This window comes from Planococcus sp. CPCC 101016, from assembly GCF_007859295.1.
Lineage (GTDB): Bacteria > Bacillota > Bacilli > Bacillales_A > Planococcaceae > Planococcus.
On the sequence record NZ_VOHB01000009.1, the window covers coordinates 16,628 to 32,427 of the forward strand.

General features: G+C 45.3%; 14 protein-coding genes. All 14 read left to right on the forward strand.

What is annotated here, in order from left to right; all coding sequences use genetic code 11:
- Positions 1-130 precede the first annotated feature (130 nt).
- The 14 genes from rnmV to yabN all read left to right on the forward strand — a co-directional run bounded on the left by rnmV (position 131) and on the right by yabN (position 15,799).
- On the forward strand, positions 131-691 hold the full coding sequence (rnmV, locus tag FQV26_RS18360) for a ribonuclease M5 (protein WP_146559510.1): 561 nt from the start codon (positions 131-133) through the stop codon (positions 689-691).
- Positions 688-1,566, forward strand: coding sequence for a 16S rRNA (adenine(1518)-N(6)/adenine(1519)-N(6))-dimethyltransferase RsmA (gene rsmA / locus FQV26_RS18365; protein ID WP_146559512.1), 879 nt, complete (start codon positions 688-690; stop codon positions 1,564-1,566). Before rnmV ends, rsmA begins: the two co-directional genes overlap by 4 nt.
- A 163-nt stretch (positions 1,567-1,729) precedes the next feature.
- Positions 1,730-1,993 carry a biofilm formation stimulator Veg gene (gene veg, locus FQV26_RS18370; protein WP_006830753.1) on the forward strand — a complete coding sequence of 88 codons (264 nt, stop codon included), beginning with the start codon at positions 1,730-1,732 and terminating at the stop codon, positions 1,991-1,993.
- A 148-nt stretch (positions 1,994-2,141) separates the two neighbouring features.
- Positions 2,142-3,005, forward strand: coding sequence for a 4-(cytidine 5'-diphospho)-2-C-methyl-D-erythritol kinase (gene ispE / locus FQV26_RS18375; RefSeq protein ID WP_146559514.1), 864 nt, complete (start codon positions 2,142-2,144; stop codon positions 3,003-3,005).
- A 57-nt stretch (positions 3,006-3,062) separates the two neighbouring features.
- The gene (purR, locus tag FQV26_RS18380; protein ID WP_146559516.1) at positions 3,063-3,890 is read left to right on the forward strand and encodes a pur operon repressor; all 828 of its coding nucleotides are present in this window, start codon (positions 3,063-3,065) and stop codon (positions 3,888-3,890) included.
- Between the two features lies 1 nt (position 3,891).
- A complete protein-coding gene (locus FQV26_RS18385) occupies positions 3,892-4,269 on the forward strand; it encodes a RidA family protein (RefSeq protein WP_146559518.1) in 378 nt (125 codons plus the stop codon).
- Positions 4,270-4,651: 382 nt separating this feature from the next.
- Complete coding sequence (gene spoVG, locus FQV26_RS18390; RefSeq protein ID WP_146559519.1) at positions 4,652-4,936, forward strand: septation regulator SpoVG; 285 nt, start codon at positions 4,652-4,654, stop codon at positions 4,934-4,936.
- 245 nt (positions 4,937-5,181) lie between these two features.
- Positions 5,182-6,555, forward strand: coding sequence for a bifunctional UDP-N-acetylglucosamine diphosphorylase/glucosamine-1-phosphate N-acetyltransferase GlmU (gene glmU, locus FQV26_RS18395; protein ID WP_146559521.1), 1,374 nt, complete (start codon positions 5,182-5,184; stop codon positions 6,553-6,555).
- A 15-nt stretch (positions 6,556-6,570) separates the two neighbouring features.
- Entirely contained in the window at positions 6,571-7,533 is a 963-nt protein-coding gene (locus FQV26_RS18400; protein WP_146559523.1) for a ribose-phosphate diphosphokinase, read from the forward strand.
- Positions 7,534-7,646: 113 nt separating this feature from the next.
- Complete coding sequence (locus tag FQV26_RS18405) at positions 7,647-8,297, forward strand: 50S ribosomal protein L25/general stress protein Ctc (RefSeq protein ID WP_146559525.1); 651 nt, start codon at positions 7,647-7,649, stop codon at positions 8,295-8,297.
- A 105-nt stretch (positions 8,298-8,402) separates the two neighbouring features.
- Positions 8,403-8,966: an aminoacyl-tRNA hydrolase gene (pth, locus tag FQV26_RS18410; protein WP_146559527.1), complete on the forward strand. Its 564-nt coding sequence runs from the start codon at positions 8,403-8,405 to the stop codon at positions 8,964-8,966.
- A gap of 69 nt (positions 8,967-9,035) precedes the next feature.
- Positions 9,036-12,569, forward strand: coding sequence for a transcription-repair coupling factor (gene mfd, locus FQV26_RS18415; RefSeq protein WP_146559529.1), 3,534 nt, complete (start codon positions 9,036-9,038; stop codon positions 12,567-12,569).
- 165 nt (positions 12,570-12,734) lie between these two features.
- Positions 12,735-14,339, forward strand: coding sequence for a putative polysaccharide biosynthesis protein (locus FQV26_RS18420; protein WP_146559531.1), 1,605 nt, complete (start codon positions 12,735-12,737; stop codon positions 14,337-14,339).
- The gene (gene yabN / locus FQV26_RS18425; protein ID WP_146559533.1) at positions 14,336-15,799 is read left to right on the forward strand and encodes a bifunctional methyltransferase/pyrophosphohydrolase YabN; all 1,464 of its coding nucleotides are present in this window, start codon (positions 14,336-14,338) and stop codon (positions 15,797-15,799) included. Before FQV26_RS18420 ends, yabN begins: the two co-directional genes overlap by 4 nt.
- Position 15,800 lies beyond the last annotated feature (1 nt).

A 15,800-nucleotide genomic window follows, 5' to 3' on the forward strand; every position in this document is an offset into this window, starting at 1 on the left:
CCCGTCAACGTGTAAAATAAAGAGAAACTTCAACCAGTGGGGATTTTTTTGATTCCCACTGATTATTAGTTGATCCAATCAGACCGTTAAAGCGGGATAAATAAGAAGCTTGAAATGAGGAACCTTATAAATGAAGATAAATGAAATCATAATAGTTGAAGGAAAAGATGATACAGTTGCAATTAAACGTGCAGTCCACGCTGATACCATTGAAACAAACGGATCCGCGATCACAGCAGAAACACTGCAGCGGATTGCGCATGCGCAGCAAAAACGTGGTGTGATTGTTTTTACAGATCCGGATTATCCTGGCCGACGTATCCGTGCTATTATTGAAGAACATGTGCCGCAGGCCAAGCATGCATTTTTAGCCAAGGAAAAAACCATTGCCAAAAATGGCAAGGGCTTAGGAATTGAGCATGCCCGCGATGAAGACATTCGAGAAGCTTTGAAAGCTGTCTATACACCAGTGGAAGAAGAACGGGCTGTAGAGATCACCATGGAGGATTTGATTGATGCAGGCCTCGTAGCCCATCCAAAAGCTAAGCAGCGCCGGATCCAAATCGGTAATAAGCTGCAGATCGGCTATACCAACGGCAAACAGCTGCAGAAGCGGCTTTATATGTTCGGCATATCCAAAGACCAGTTTATCAAAGCGGTGCAAGCGTTAACTCAGGAGGAAAACCAATGACTAAAGATATTGCCACACCCATTCGGACTCAACAGATCATGGCGAAATACAATTTAAAAGTGAAAAAAAGTTTGGGGCAGAATTTCTTAATTGATCCAAATATATTACGTAAAATTGTCGGACAAGCAGAATTGACAAAGAAATCGGCTGCTATTGAAATCGGTCCGGGAATCGGCGCCTTAACTGAACATTTATCAAGAGAGGCGGGAAAGGTACTGGCTTTTGAAATCGATCAGCGATTACTGCCGGTGCTTAAAGATACACTCTCTCCATACGATAATATTTCCATTGTTCATGCAGATATTTTAAAAACAGATGTCCAAGCAGCCATTGAAAATGAATTAGCAGACTACGATGATATCGTTGTTGTGGCAAATTTACCTTACTATGTCACTACGCCGATTATCTTAAAGCTTTTGCTGGAAAAACTGCCGATCCGCGGCATGGTCGTTATGCTGCAAAAAGAGGTGGCTGAACGCATTACAGCTAAACCTGGGACAAAGGCTTACGGATCGCTTTCCATCGCCATTCAGTACTACACACAGGCTGAGATGGCATTGACTGTTCCTAAATCGGTCTTCCTGCCTCAGCCGAATGTAGATTCCGCTGTTATCCGAATGACCAAACGGGAAATACCGGAAGTAGAAGTGATCAATGAAGACTTCTTCTTTAGCGTTACGAGAGGGTCGTTCGTACAGCGTAGAAAAACTATTTTAAACAACCTTCAAGTGGCAATGCCTCTAGGAAAAGAGAAGAAAGAGTTGATTCTGAAAGCGCTGGAAGAAGCGGAAATCGATCCAACCCGACGCGGTGAAACCTTGACGATCAAAGAATTCGGTCTGTTGTCCGATAAATTATACGCTTATTTCCAATGAAATCAGCATTCTGTTACAATTTCGGCACAACTTGTTTCGGATTAAAGATATTTCGAATAAAAAAATATTGACAGCAACTAATGCTCGCTGATAAAATTGTAAATTTGCTTGACTATTTCATCATATTATGGTAGAATTTTGTCTATAGTGAGGTGTAGACAAAATGCCCAAAACTTTGGCGGATATTAAAAAGTCGTTAGACCTACATTTAGGAAAACGATTGCTTTTGAAGGCAAACGGAGGTCGCAAGAAGACGGTTGAACGTGCCGGAATCCTGCGCGAAACGTATCACTCCGTGTTCGTGATTGAGCTAGATCAAGAAGAGCATGCATTTGAGCGCGTGTCTTACAGCTACGCAGACATCTTAACTGAAGCAGTAGAAATTACTGTGTACGAAGGAACTGAAGATGCACTTGTTGTGAAATAATTGAATGATATTTTATAAGTTACTTCAAAACTTGCTCCTGCTGACTCAAGCGGAAGGCGAGTTTTTTTGTTTATGCCGGCACTTTGCTTTCCATTACCACTCGGTATGTTAAAATAGTCTTCATTAGAATATAAAAGGAGGCAGTGGGATGCTCTACGTGAAAGCGCCTGCCAAGATTAATTTAACATTAGATGTTTTACATAAACGTCCAGATAACTACCATGAAATTGAAATGATTATGACGACCGTGGATTTGTCGGATCGCATTGGATTGATGGGAACAGCTAAAGGCATACATATTCAGTCTGCAGATCGCTTCGTACCGAATGATTCCCGCAACCTCGCTTATCAGGCAGCGCAATTGATAAAGGACACCTTCAATATAAAAACTGGTGTCATTATTTCGCTTGATAAACAGATTCCGGTCGCAGCAGGCCTAGCCGGGGGCAGCAGTGATGCCGCAGCTACTTTAAAAGGGTTGAACAAACTTTGGCAGTTGAACCTGTCACTTGATGAACTGGCCGAACTTGGCGCTAAAATCGGATCAGATGTTTCTTTCTGTGTTTACGGGGGCACCGCATTGGCAAAAGGCCGCGGAGAAATTATCCAGGAATTGCCCACTCCACCAAATTGCTGGGTGATTTTAGCTAAGCCGACTCTTGGAGTTTCTACAGCCGATGTTTACGGTGCATTTGATGTCCAAACAGCGCAGCATCCGAATACGAATGAAATGATTCAAGCTCTCAACGACGGCGATTACGAAGCCATGTGCGCCAACCTAGGCAATGCACTCGAAAGTGTGACGCTAAAATTGTATCCGGAAGTTGAACAAATCAAAGAACAGATGAAGAAATTTGGCGCAGATGCTGTGTTGATGAGTGGCAGCGGACCGACAGTTTTTGGGCTGGTGCATCAGGAAGCACGCATTCCACGCATATATAACGGATTGCGCGGCTTTTGTTCGGAAGTTTATGCTGTACGCTTGATTGGTGAACGGGAGCCGCTTGCCTAAATACGGATGTTTATGGTAAGTTTTCTAGTAATCATTCGTGTTTAGGAGAGGGTAGTTTTGAAGTGGAAGCGCAGTGAACGGCTTGTTGATATGACCCATTTTTTATTGGAACATCCGCATAAATTGATTCCGCTGACTTATTTTTCGGATCTCTACCAATCAGCTAAGTCTTCTATTAGTGAAGATTTAGGAATTGTTAAAGAGACATTTGAAGAAAAAGGAATTGGTCTACTTATGACTGTTCCGGGAGCAGCGGGTGGCGTTAAATATGTTCCCAGGCTTCAAGCTCACGAAATTAAAACCATTATGGCAGATTTAATGGAAGAGCTGAGCCATTCCGACCGGCTGTTGCCGGGGGGCTATTTGTATATGACCGATGTATTGGGCAATCCAGAAATGATGAACCGTGTCGGTAAAGTATTTGCGACGGCATTTGCTAAAGAGAAAATTGATGTCATCATGACGGTGGCGACAAAAGGGATTCCGATTGCCCATGCAATTGCCCGCCACTTGAACGTTCCGGTAGTGATTGTCCGCAGAGACAGCAAAGTCACGGAAGGTTCGACAGTGAGCATCAATTATGTGTCAGGATCTTCCCGCCGCATCCAGACCATGGTATTGTCGAAGCGCAGCATGAAGAGCGGGCAGCGCGTGCTCATCACCGACGATTTCATGAAAGTCGGCGGTACGATGAATGGCATGAAGAATCTGCTGGAAGAGTTCGAATGTACATTAGCGGGTGTTGCAGTATTGGTAGAGGCCGAACATTCGGATGAGCGGCTTGTAGAGAAATACCTATCACTTGTCAAATTGCATGAAGTCAGCGAAAAAGAACGTACAATTGCATTAGAAGAAGGAAATTACTTTGAAAATGGAGGAATTTAAGATGAATTACGTAGCGACAGACAAAGCGGCAGCAGCGATCGGCCCTTATTCACAAGGCGTGGTTTCAGGAGGAATTCTTTACAGTTCAGGTCAAATTCCATTGACTGCGTCAGGAGAATTGGTTGAAGGCAGCATATCTGAGCAGACCCATCAAGTATTTTCAAACCTGAAAGCAGTCCTTGCAGAAGCGGGCTCTTCTCTTAGTGAAGTCATTAAGACAACGGTTTTCATTAAAGACATGAACGATTTTGCAGAATTGAACGAGATTTATGCAGCTTATTTTGGCGACCACAAACCGGCACGTTCGACCGTTGAAGTGGCCCGTTTGCCGAAAGATGTAAAAGTGGAAATTGAAGTTATTGCAAAAGTGAATAACTAGAATTAACTGATTTGATATAGACCGCAGGCCAACTCGCTGAAATTGAGTTGGCCTGTGTTTTTTTATGGAGAGAGGAGATTGAGCAGAACTCATGAAAGCAGGAATGGAGAAAGCCACCCATTGCTGCTTCCATATCATTGAGTTATATTCGAATCTTTTAAGCCCTCGCCTAAATTGAATTCTCATAAGAATATAAAATTAAAACTTTAGTCTGTCGAATCTCACTATTTATTGGACAACTAGTGTTTCATATTTCCTTTTTTAAATGTATTAATCAAATTTTCTAATAAGTTTTTTAATTTATGAAGGAGATTAGTCCTTTATAGCGAATACCCATAATTAGGGTTTAAAAATAGCAGCTGAGAGAAGGGGTGATGAGAGAATGGAAGTAACAGATGTGAGATTACGACGTGTACAAACGGATGGGCGAATGAGAGCAATCGCTTCCATCACGTTGGACAATGAATTTGTTATCCATGATATTCGGGTGATCGACGGGAATGAAGGGTTGTTTGTTGCGATGCCGAGCAAAAGAACGCCGGATGGAGAATTTCGGGATATTGCACACCCGATCAATTCAAGCGCACGCACAAAACTTCAGGAAGCTGTCTTAACTGCATACGAGCAAAGTGAAAACGAATCGGTATTGGAAAATGCCAGCGTTTAATAGAGCTGAATCGGGGAGCCTTCTATATTAAATAGGCTCTTTTTTTATTTGACTTTTTTTGTCATGGTATTGTCATGCCTTGAAACCTTGAAAAATCAAGGTTTTTCCGCTATAGTCAATAAGGAAAAGCGAAATTTTCAATTGACATAGCCAGCTTAAAACTGGATCTATCAAATGACAGAATAAATGAATGGAAAGAATCGGCATAAAGGGTTCTTATCAGATCAAGAGTGGAGGGACAAGGAATGACAAATACATACGCAGTAATTTTAGCAGCTGGCCAAGGCACCCGTATGAAGTCGAAATTGTATAAAGTGCTTCATCCAGTATGTGGTATGCCAATGGTAGAGCATGTAACGCGCAACGTCGAGCAGCTTGGGGTCGAAAAAATCGTCACGGTTGTCGGCCATGGCGCTGAAAAAGTTCAGCAGCAATTAGGTGGAAAAAGTGAATATGCGCTGCAGGCAGAACAATTAGGAACGGCTCACGCGGTACAGCAGACAGCTTCATTGATTGAAGGATTGTCTGGAACAACTTTGGTTGTATGTGGAGATACACCGCTAATCCGGCCTGAAACCATGCAGGCATTGCTTGATCAGCATGCTGAAACTCAAGCTAAAGCGACAATTCTGACTGCAATTGCTGAAAATCCTACAGGTTACGGACGGATTCTTCGCAACAGTGCAGGCATCGTGGAAAAAATTGTCGAGCAAAAAGATGCTTCTCCTGAAGAGCAGCAAGTGAAAGAAATCAATACAGGTACCTACTGCTTTGATAACGAAGCATTGTTTGAAGCGTTGAAATTGGTATCGAATGACAATGTCCAAGGCGAATACTATTTGCCTGATGTTATTGAAATCCTTCAAAAGCAAGGTGAAATCGTTGCTGCTTATGCAACAGACAGCTTTGATGAAACACTTGGCGTAAATGACCGGGTGGCGTTAAGCCAAGCTGAAAGCATTATGCGCAAACGGATTGCTGAAAAACACATGAGAGCTGGCGTTTCGATCATTGATCCGGCGACAGCTTATATTAGTGCACAAGCTGAAATCGGAGCGGATACAATTATTCATCCGAACGTCACGATTGATGGCGACACGAAAATTGGAGAAGACTGCGTCATTTCTTCAAACAGCCATATTGTCAACAGTGCAATCGGAGACCGTACGGCAATCCGCAGCTCAGAAATCCATGACAGCAGCATCGGGACAGATACAGCTGTAGGGCCGTTTGCGCACATTCGTCCGCAAACCGTTTTGGGCAATGACGTGAAAATCGGCAACTTTGTCGAAGTGAAAAAATCAGAAGTCGGAAACGACAGCAAAGTGTCCCACTTAAGCTATATTGGCGATGCTCATGTTGGAACGGGCGTTAATATTGGCTGCGGAACCATTACAGTCAATTATGATGGCAAAAATAAATTTCAAACGATTATTGAAGACGATACATTTATCGGCTGCAACTCAAATCTGATTGCTCCGGTTACTGTAGGAAAAGGTTCTTATGTAGCTGCCGGTTCTACAATTTCAAAAGACGTACCTATCGATTCATTGGCTATTGCACGCGCGCGCCAGGAAAATAAAGAAGGCTATGCAAACAAATTAAACGGTAAAAAATAGGAGGGTTCACACCTAATGGGCTATCAAAATGCAAACTCAAAGTTGAAAATCTTTTCATTAAATTCGAACCAGGAGCTGGCTGAAGAAATTTCGGAACACGCAGGCATTCCGCTTGGGAAAAGTTCTGTTACGCATTTCAGCGACGGTGAAATCCAGATTAACATTGAAGAAAGTATTCGCGGTTATGATGTATTTATCGTGCAATCGACTTCTCAGCCAGTCAACGAGAACTTGATGGAGCTGTTAATTATGATTGACGCTGTTAAACGTGCTTCTGCCCGCACGGTTAATGTCGTGATTCCTTATTACGGTTATGCACGGCAGGACCGTAAAGCCCGTTCACGTGAACCGATTACAGCAAAATTAGTAGCGAATTTATTGGAAACTGCAGGAGCCACACGTGTAGTTGTTCTCGATCTGCATGCTCCTCAAATTCAAGGATTCTTTGATATTTTGATTGACCACTTGGTAGCCGTACCTTTACTTTCCGATTACTTCCTGAATGAAAGTGGCGTTGACCTTGAAAATGTCATTATCGTTTCACCGGATCACGGCGGAGTTACACGTGCGCGCAAGATGGCAGATCGCCTGAAAGCGCCGATTGCCATCATCGATAAACGCCGTCCTCGTCCGAATGTATCGGAAGTTATGAACATCGTCGGTAATGTAGAAGGCAAAACAGCCATCATCATTGATGATATCATTGACACTGCAGGAACAATTTCAATCGCTGCCAGTGCCCTGATCGAAAGCGGCGCGAAAGAAGTATATGCATGCTGTACACATCCTGTCCTGTCCGGCCCTGCCGTACAACGCATCAACGATTCGGTTATCAAGGAATTGATCATCACCAATTCGATTGCATTGCCTGAAGAAAAGAAATCTCCTAAGATTAAGCAACTATCTGTTGCACGCTTATTGGCTGAAACCATCGTTCGTGTTCACGAGCAAAAATCCGTCAGCACTCTTTTTGATTGATCATCAACAACACCTTTCTACACTCTAGGTTTCATTAATGCAACAAAGGGGTATATACTAAGCATGTACCTATCGTGATTATGTACTTTTAATATAACTGGAGGCTGAAAGTAATGACTGTAAAAATGACAGCACAAAAAAGAGAAAGCAGCAAAAAGAATTCTGCGTTGACGGAACTTCGTACACAAGGCAATGTACCAGGGGTAGTTTACGGCTTCCAAACCGAAACGACGCCAGTAACTGTATCGGAAATCGACTTGATTAAAACTTTGCGTGAATCTGGACGTAACGGCGTAATCAGCCTTGAAATTGATGGTACGACTAAAAATGTTGTATTAAGTGATTACCAAATGGATGCTTTAAAGGGCAGCTTTAAGCATGTTGACTTTTTAGCAATCAATATGTCGGATGAGCTTGAAGTGGCAGCAACTGTTCACTTGACTGGCGAATCAGTAGGCGAAAAAGAAGGCGGCTTCATCACTCAGCCTAACCGCGAAGTGAATATTCGTGTGAAACCTTCTGATATTCCAGATGCATTGGAAATCGACATCACAGAATTGGCGATTGGTGATACCATCACAGTCGGCGATATTCGTGGAACTGTTTCTTATGAAATTTTAGATGAAGATGACTTCATTCTTGTTTCTGCAACAGCCCCTCGTACTCAGGAAGAAATGGACGAGCTTGAGACTGTTTCTGACGAAGATGCTGAACCAGAAGTGGTTGGTGGCGAGTCGGAAGAAGAAGAAAACAAAGAAGCGTAAATATGAACAAGAAATAAGGGGCTGTCGAGAGACAGTCCCTATTTTTTTGTTTAAAGCTCAATTATGATAAAATAGAAGGCAGTGAAAAAGCAAAGGAAGATGGATATGAAACTGATTATTGGCTTGGGGAATCCGGGCAAAGCATATGAAGATACCCGCCACAATATCGGCTTTAAAGTGGTCGATTATTTAGCGAATCAATGGAACGCTCCGTTGACGCAATCCAAATTCAAAGGCATGTATTCCATTAGCCACCGGCCTGAAGGCAAAGTAATGCTGCTAAAACCATTGACGTACATGAATTTGTCCGGCGAGAGTGTCAGTGCATTGATGGATTATTACGGCGTTAACCTGGAAGATATCATTGTGATTTACGATGATCTCGATTTGCCGACCGGGCAATTGCGGTTGCGTCAAAAAGGCAGTGCGGGCGGACATAATGGCATCAAGTCACTGATTCAGCATTTAGGAACCCAGGAATTCAATCGGCTGCGCATCGGCATCAGCCGTCCACCGGCAGGCATGAAAGTGCCGGATTATGTGCTGCAGCGATTCTCAAAAGAGGAAAGTCCGGAAGTGGGAGAGGCCATTAAAAAAAGTGCCGGAGCCTGTGAAATCTGGCTATCCAAACCGTATCTCGAAGTCATGAATCAATTTAATGGAGCATAATCGCTTTGACGCATTCAGCGTACAGAGCTTTTTTCTGTTTCTTGTGTTTTTTTGAAAGGAGGAAGTTGGATGAAACATATTTTACAGACCTTTTCGGAGGATACCCACACACAAAAATTTATAGACGATTTGAAAAAAGGGCAGGATCATCAATTAATTTCTGGTTTGTCGGGCAGCGCAAGACCGATTTTTTACCAAACAATTTGGTCTGAAACGGAAACCCCTTTATTAATTGTGACACCGAACTTACTGCATGCCCAACGTGTATACGATGATTTGGTGCGGTTGGTAGGGGAACAACAGGTTCACCTTTACCCTGCAGAAGAGTTGATCGCTGCAGAAGTTTCTTTTTCGGGACCTGAACTGCGCGCCCACCGTATTGATACACTTGATCATATGAAGAGTGTCGGCAAAGGCATATACATTACGCCGGTTGCCGGGATGCGCAAGTTGCTGCCGACAAAAGCACAATGGGATTATGCCACTTTGCGGATATCAGAAGGCGAAGAACTGAATACAGAAGAATGGCTTCTGAAATTAGTGGCAATGGGCTATTCTCGTACCCCTATGGTAACCACGCCAGGTGAATTTGCCCTTCGCGGAGGTATCTTGGATATTTATCCACTGAATTTCGAGCATCCAGTGCGCATCGAGCTGTTTGATACGGAAGTGGATTCATTGCGGCTCTTTTCTGCCGACGATCAGCGGTCGCTTGAGAAGGTTCAATCGCTGTGTATTTTGCCTGCAAATGAACTAGTGTTGTCGAAAGACCAGAAAATTAAACTGGCAGGGAAATTAGAAGAGAAACTGGCAGCTAGTTTGAAAAAAATAAAAGCTGACGATACGAAAGCTTTGATGCTCCAGCATATTCAGCATGATATGGATTTATTGAAGCAAGGTGAGACGCCGGAACAGCTGGCGAAGTATGCTTCCATGATCGATACTCAATCAGCGTTTTTAGGCGATTATTTCCCGGGCAATGGACTAGTCTTTTTTGATGAGCTGGGACGCATCCAGGAAATGACCGATACATTAGAACGCGAAGAAGGCGATTGGATTGTATCGTTACTAGAAGAAGGAAAGTTTCTGCACGACGTTTCCTTAACTTATACGTTCCGTGAAATAATGGCAAAGCTTCAGCAAAAAGTGACGTTTCTTTCTTTATTTGTCCGGACGTTCCCAATGGTCTCGGTCAAGAAGTCCATCGCCTTTTCTTGTAAGCCGATGCAATCATTCCATGGACAGATGCATCTGTTGAAAGCGGAAATGGAACGCTGGACGTTAGGGAAGTTCCAGATCTTTATCGTGGCGCAGGGCGATGACCGCCTTCAAAAAGTTCGCGCTGTTCTGGCGGATTACGATATGGAAGCGGAGATTGCCTTGCCTTCGACAGAGATCCAAGGCGGCAAAATCTATTTGGTTGATGGGGAACTGGCGACAGGGTTTGAAATGCCGCTTCAGCGTTTGACCGTCATTACGGATTCGGAGTTGTTCAAGCAGCAGCCGAAGAAGAAAACGCGTGCTCAAAAACTGACGAATGCAGAGCGTATCAAGAGTTACTCTGAAATCAAACCGGGCGATTACATTGTGCATATTCACCATGGCATTGGCCGCTTTGTGGGCATCGAAACCCTGGAAAGCGGAGGCGTCCATAAAGACTATCTCCATATTGTCTACAAAGCAGACGATAAGTTATTCGTGCCGGTCGATAAAATCGACTTGATCCAAAAATACATCGCGTCTGAAGAAAAAGAACCAAAGCTTCATAAGATGGGCGGTGCAGAATGGAAGAAAACTCGCACGAAAGTTTCTGCAGCAGTACAGGACATTGCGGATGACCTGATCAAGCTGTATGCAGAACGGGAAGCGTTGAGAGGTTTTGCTTTCTCTGAAGAACAGGACATGCAGCGCCAATTTGAAGCGGAGTTCCCTTATGAAGAAACCGTCGACCAGCTGCGCTCGATTAATGAAGTAAAGCGCGACATGGAAAACGAACGGCCGATGGACCGCTTAATTTGTGGGGACGTCGGCTACGGCAAAACAGAAGTGGCGATTCGTGCGGCATTCAAAGCGGTATTGGACGGCAAGCAAGTGGCGTTCCTCGTACCGACGACGATATTGGCGCAGCAGCATTTTGAAACGATGAGCGAGCGCTTCAAAGATTATCCGATCACGGTCGGCTTGATGAGCCGGTTCCGCTCCAAAAAACAGCAGACCGAGACCGTCAAAGGCTTGAAAAATGGGTCGGTTGACGTGGTTGTCGGCACACACCGTATTTTATCGAAAGATATGCAGTACAAGGACCTTGGATTATTGATCATCGATGAAGAACAGCGCTTCGGTGTGACCCATAAGGAAAAAATCAAGCAAATGAAGACGAACGTGGATGTTCTGACGCTGACGGCAACCCCAATTCCGCGGACGCTTCATATGTCGATGATCGGCGTACGCGATTTGTCTGTCATCGAAACACCGCCGGCAAATCGTTTCCCGGTGCAAAGCTACGTCATGGAACATAATGGCGCGCTCGTACGCGAAGCGATCGAACGCGAAATGGCACGCGGCGGACAAGTATTTTATTTGTATAACCGAGTCGATGATATGACGCGGAAAGTGGAGGAGATCCAGCAACTGGTGCCGGAAGCCCGCGTCGGCTATGCCCATGGGCAAATGAGTGAAACCGAACTGGAATCGGTTATTTTAGGTTTCCTGGACGGTGATTACGATGTCCTGGTGACCACCACCATCATCGAAACTGGCATTGATATTCCAAACGTCAATACCTTGATTGTCTACAATGCCGACCGCATGGGCTTGTCGCAGCTTTATCAATTGCGTGGACGTGTCGGACGCTCGAGCCGAGTGGCTTACGCTTATTTCATGTATCAGCGCGACAAAGTACTGACTGACGTCGCAGAAAAACGCCTGATGGCCATCAAGGAATTTACAGAGCTCGGCTCCGGCTTCAAAATCGCTATGCGTGATTTGACGATCCGCGGTGCAGGTAATTTACTTGGTTCGCAACAGCATGGCTTCATCGATTCTGTCGGCTTTGATTTGTATTCGCAAATGTTGCAGGAAGCAATCGAAGAACGTCAATCCGGCGTCAAAAAAGAAGTGGTGCCGGAAATCGAGATTTCACTCGACATCGATGCTTATATTCCGGACTCCTATGTCAGCGACGGCTACCAGAAAATACAAATGTACAAACGCGTCAAAGGAATAGATACGGAAGAGGAAATGACTGAGCTGCAAGATGAATTGATCGACCGGTTCGGCGATATGCCAAATGAAACCGACAGCTTGCTCCGGATTGCCCGCATGAAAGTATGGGCGCGCCAGGTAGGTGTGGAGTCAATCAAACAAAACGGCAAAGTCGTGACCATCCGTCTGAGTGAAAAAGGAACAGCCAGCATTGACGGCGGCAAAGTCGTGGAGGAATCTGCAGTTTATGGCCGCGCAGTTGGATTTAGCATGTCGGGGCAGCAGCTAGTCATGACCATCGATGAAAACAAAACTAAAAAACTGCATCCGTTTGATGTCCTAGAAGGTATGATGAAATTATTGCCGGAATCACTTCGTGAAGTAAAACCGATTAGTTGAATTAGCAAAGTTGGACTGCGGCCCGAACTTTTTAAACTGTTTAAGATAAGCAAGGCTGCTGAAATCGTTCTAGGCTTGATGACTTCCTTAAGGGAAGCGTTATATAAAAGCAAAATCCTTTTTTCAACAGATAAAATGAATATAAGTAAGAGATGGGTGGGTCCGGTGAACAAGGAAGGCACAATGAAATCATTTATGAAAGGCGCTGTGCTGCTGACGATCGCTGGATTTATCGTCAAGCTGCTGAGCGCGGTCTACCGGGTGCCTTTTCAGAACCTCGTCGGAGACCAAGGTTTCTATATTTATCAGCAAGTTTATCCGTTTGTCGCCATTTTCGGCATCTGGACTTCCTATGGCTTTGCAGTAGCGGTTTCCAAATTGCTGGCGGATACTGGCAAGCAGGCGCATGGAACGATCTTGCGTATTGCGTTCATGTATGTAGCTGCCATCTCCATTGCGGTATTTGTGCTGTTGTTTTTCGGTGCGGATCTGCTGGCAGGCTGGATGGGCGATCAGCAATTGGAGCGATTGCTGAAAGTGGGTGCGTTTTCGGTGCTGCTAATGGCGCCCCTTGCTGTTCTGAAAGGCTATTTTCAGTCGCTTAATGATATGGCGCCAGTGGCCTATGCCCAGGTGATGGAGCAGGGACTCCGTGTGACAGTCATTTTGGTCGGTACTTGGATTGTCGTCTCGAGTGGTTTTTCGTTGTATGCTGCTGGACAGACGGCAATGCTTGGCGCTGTAGCGGGTGGACTCGGAGCGGTCGTCCTGTTGCTGATTTATTTCCGCAGACATGCAGCCTTTCTAAAACAGCCTTCGACAATTCGTGCCTGGCCCATCGTTAAGGAAATGACTGCTGTCAGCCTGAGTGTCAGCATGAGCTCTTTAATTCTTCTGTTGTTCCAGTTGGTCGATTCATTTACAGTATTCCGGCTGCTTGAGGAAAGCGGTGTCGCGAGTCTAGTCGCCATGGAGCAGAAAGGAATTTATGACCGCGGCCAGCCGTTGGTGCAATTCGGCATCCTAATTGCCACTTCGCTTACATTGGCAGTTGTTCCTTTGGTAGCCCGCACTTCCAAAAAAACGGGAGGACGACCAGCCGAAATGTATGCCCGCTTAGCTTTCCGTGTGTCGTTCTTGTTTGCGTTCGCTGCTGCGGCCGGGCTGACGTTCGTTATGCCTTATGTCAATGAAATGCTGTTTCAGACACGTGAGCAATCTTTAGCGTTGATCATTTTCAGTTGGCAAATCGTCTGGATGTCGCTCTTGTTGATTATGACGGCAATGCTGCACGGACTCGGTAAGGTGAGAGTTCCTGCTTTATTGCTGGTGCTGGGATTGGCAGTAAAAGTCGTCAGTAATTTGCTGCTGCTTCCCGTATGGGGAGTGATGGGAGCGGCTGTTGCCGGAAATGTTGGCCTAGCAATAATTGTGGCCGGGCTGTTGTTCTACTTCAAAAAAGTTTGGCCAATGCAATTTGCGCCGCTTTCCTATTACAGCTGGCTGTTCGGAGCAGCAGCGGCGATGTCAGCAGTGGTGCTCGGCTGGTCGGTTTTAGCAGATGGCTATTTGTTTGATGGCCTGTCCAGCCGATTAAGTGCAGCTTTGACAACGGCGACAGCCATCCCGCTTGGTGCTTTCGTATTCATGGTGCTGATCAGCAAAAGCCGCATCATTACGGAAAAAGAATGGTACATCATTCCATTCGGCCGCAAGCTGGCAGGATTTCAGTTAGCAATAAATTCAAAGAAAAAAGGTGGAAAACGATGAACACCATTCACATAATCGGCCTGGGAGCCGGAGATTTAGATCAATTGCCGCTAGGGGTCTACAAAAAGCTGAAAGCTGCGGATAATTTATACGTACGGACCGAAGATCACCCGGTACTGGCGGAACTTGCACCGGAAGGCATTACTTTTAAAAGCTTTGACTCAATTTATGAAAAACACGATGCATTCAGTCCGGTATATGAGGAAATTGCGGAAACCTTGATCGACTTATCGCAACAAGCATCCGTGGTTTATGCCGTGCCAGGCCATCCTTTGGTGGCAGAGCAGACCGTGCAAAACTTAATCGCCGCTGAAAAGCAGGGACGCTGCCAATTGGCCATCGAAGGCGGGCACAGTTTCCTGGATTCGCTGTTTGGTGCGCTTCGCATCGATCCGATTGAAGGTTTTCAATTAATGGACGGGACAGAGATGACCAGCGACCAGGTGAACATGACGCAGCATCTGCTGATTGCCCAGGTCTATGACAGCTTCAGTGCATCGGAAGTCAAATTGACGCTGATGGAAAAATATCCGGATGATTATCCGGTAACGATTGTGACAGCTGCCGGTTCTGCAGATGAAGTGCTGCGTACCGTGCCGCTCCATGAATTGGACCGCTCGTCAGAAGTCAACAATTTGACCACGGTCTATGTGCCGCCTGCTGTTGAGCAAACGCAGCGTTTAAAGGAGTGGCAGACTTTCCGCAGCATCATTGCCAAGTTGAGAAGCCCTGAAGGCTGTCCGTGGGACCGCGAGCAGACACATGAGTCGTTGAGTCCTTTCCTGATTGAGGAAGCACACGAGCTGCTTCAGGCAATTCAGGAAGAGAACGACGAAGCAATTGCCGATGAATTAGGGGATGTGTTGCTGCAAGTGTTCCTGCATGCCCAAATTGGTCAAGATAACGGCTATTTCCAGTTGGAGGATGTGCTTGAATCCATCAGTTCGAAAATGATCCGCCGCCATCCACATGTCTTCGGCGATGTCTCGGCTGAAGATTCTGAGCAGGTGGTTGCCAATTGGCAGGAAATCAAAGCGCAGGAAAAACCGGCTGCCGAGTCTTTATTGGAAGGTCAAGACCGTTTCAGTTCTTCATTGACTACCTCGTTCAACTACCAGAAAAAAGCGGCGAAAGTCGGATTCAGCTGGCCGGATGCTGCCGGCGCATGGGATAAATTCCATGAAGAATTGCAGGAGTTTCAACAGGAAGTGGCGAAAGGTTCCAAAGCCCGCCAATTGGATGAACTCGGCGATTTATTGTTCACTTTAGTGAACATTGCCCGTTTTTTCGACCTGTCACCGGAAGAAGCGATGATGCAGGCGAACCGGAAGTTCCAAAGCCGTTTTCAATACGTAGAACAACAGGTAAAAGAAGGAACCGGAAACTTCAGCGACTATACACTGGAGCAGCTGGATGAATTCTGGAACCAAGCCAAATTATTGGCAAGAAAGGAAGACTGAC

Bases quoted from the DNA above. Each gene is read 5' to 3' on its own strand.
- rnmV (WP_146559510.1), top strand. From the start codon at position 131: ATGAAGATAAATGAAATCATAATAGTTGAAGGAAAAGATGATACAGTT.
- rsmA (WP_146559512.1), top strand. From the start codon at position 688: ATGACTAAAGATATTGCCACACCCATTCGGACTCAACAGATCATGGCG.
- veg (WP_006830753.1), top strand. From the start codon at position 1,730: ATGCCCAAAACTTTGGCGGATATTAAAAAGTCGTTAGACCTACATTTA.
- ispE (WP_146559514.1), top strand. From the start codon at position 2,142: ATGCTCTACGTGAAAGCGCCTGCCAAGATTAATTTAACATTAGATGTT.
- FQV26_RS18385 (WP_146559518.1), top strand. From the start codon at position 3,892: ATGAATTACGTAGCGACAGACAAAGCGGCAGCAGCGATCGGCCCTTAT.
- spoVG (WP_146559519.1), top strand. From the start codon at position 4,652: ATGGAAGTAACAGATGTGAGATTACGACGTGTACAAACGGATGGGCGA.
- glmU (WP_146559521.1), top strand. From the start codon at position 5,182: ATGACAAATACATACGCAGTAATTTTAGCAGCTGGCCAAGGCACCCGT.
- FQV26_RS18400 (WP_146559523.1), top strand. From the start codon at position 6,571: ATGGGCTATCAAAATGCAAACTCAAAGTTGAAAATCTTTTCATTAAAT.
- FQV26_RS18405 (WP_146559525.1), top strand. From the start codon at position 7,647: ATGACTGTAAAAATGACAGCACAAAAAAGAGAAAGCAGCAAAAAGAAT.
- pth (WP_146559527.1), top strand. From the start codon at position 8,403: ATGAAACTGATTATTGGCTTGGGGAATCCGGGCAAAGCATATGAAGAT.
- mfd (WP_146559529.1), top strand. From the start codon at position 9,036: ATGAAACATATTTTACAGACCTTTTCGGAGGATACCCACACACAAAAA.
- yabN (WP_146559533.1), top strand. From the start codon at position 14,336: ATGAACACCATTCACATAATCGGCCTGGGAGCCGGAGATTTAGATCAA.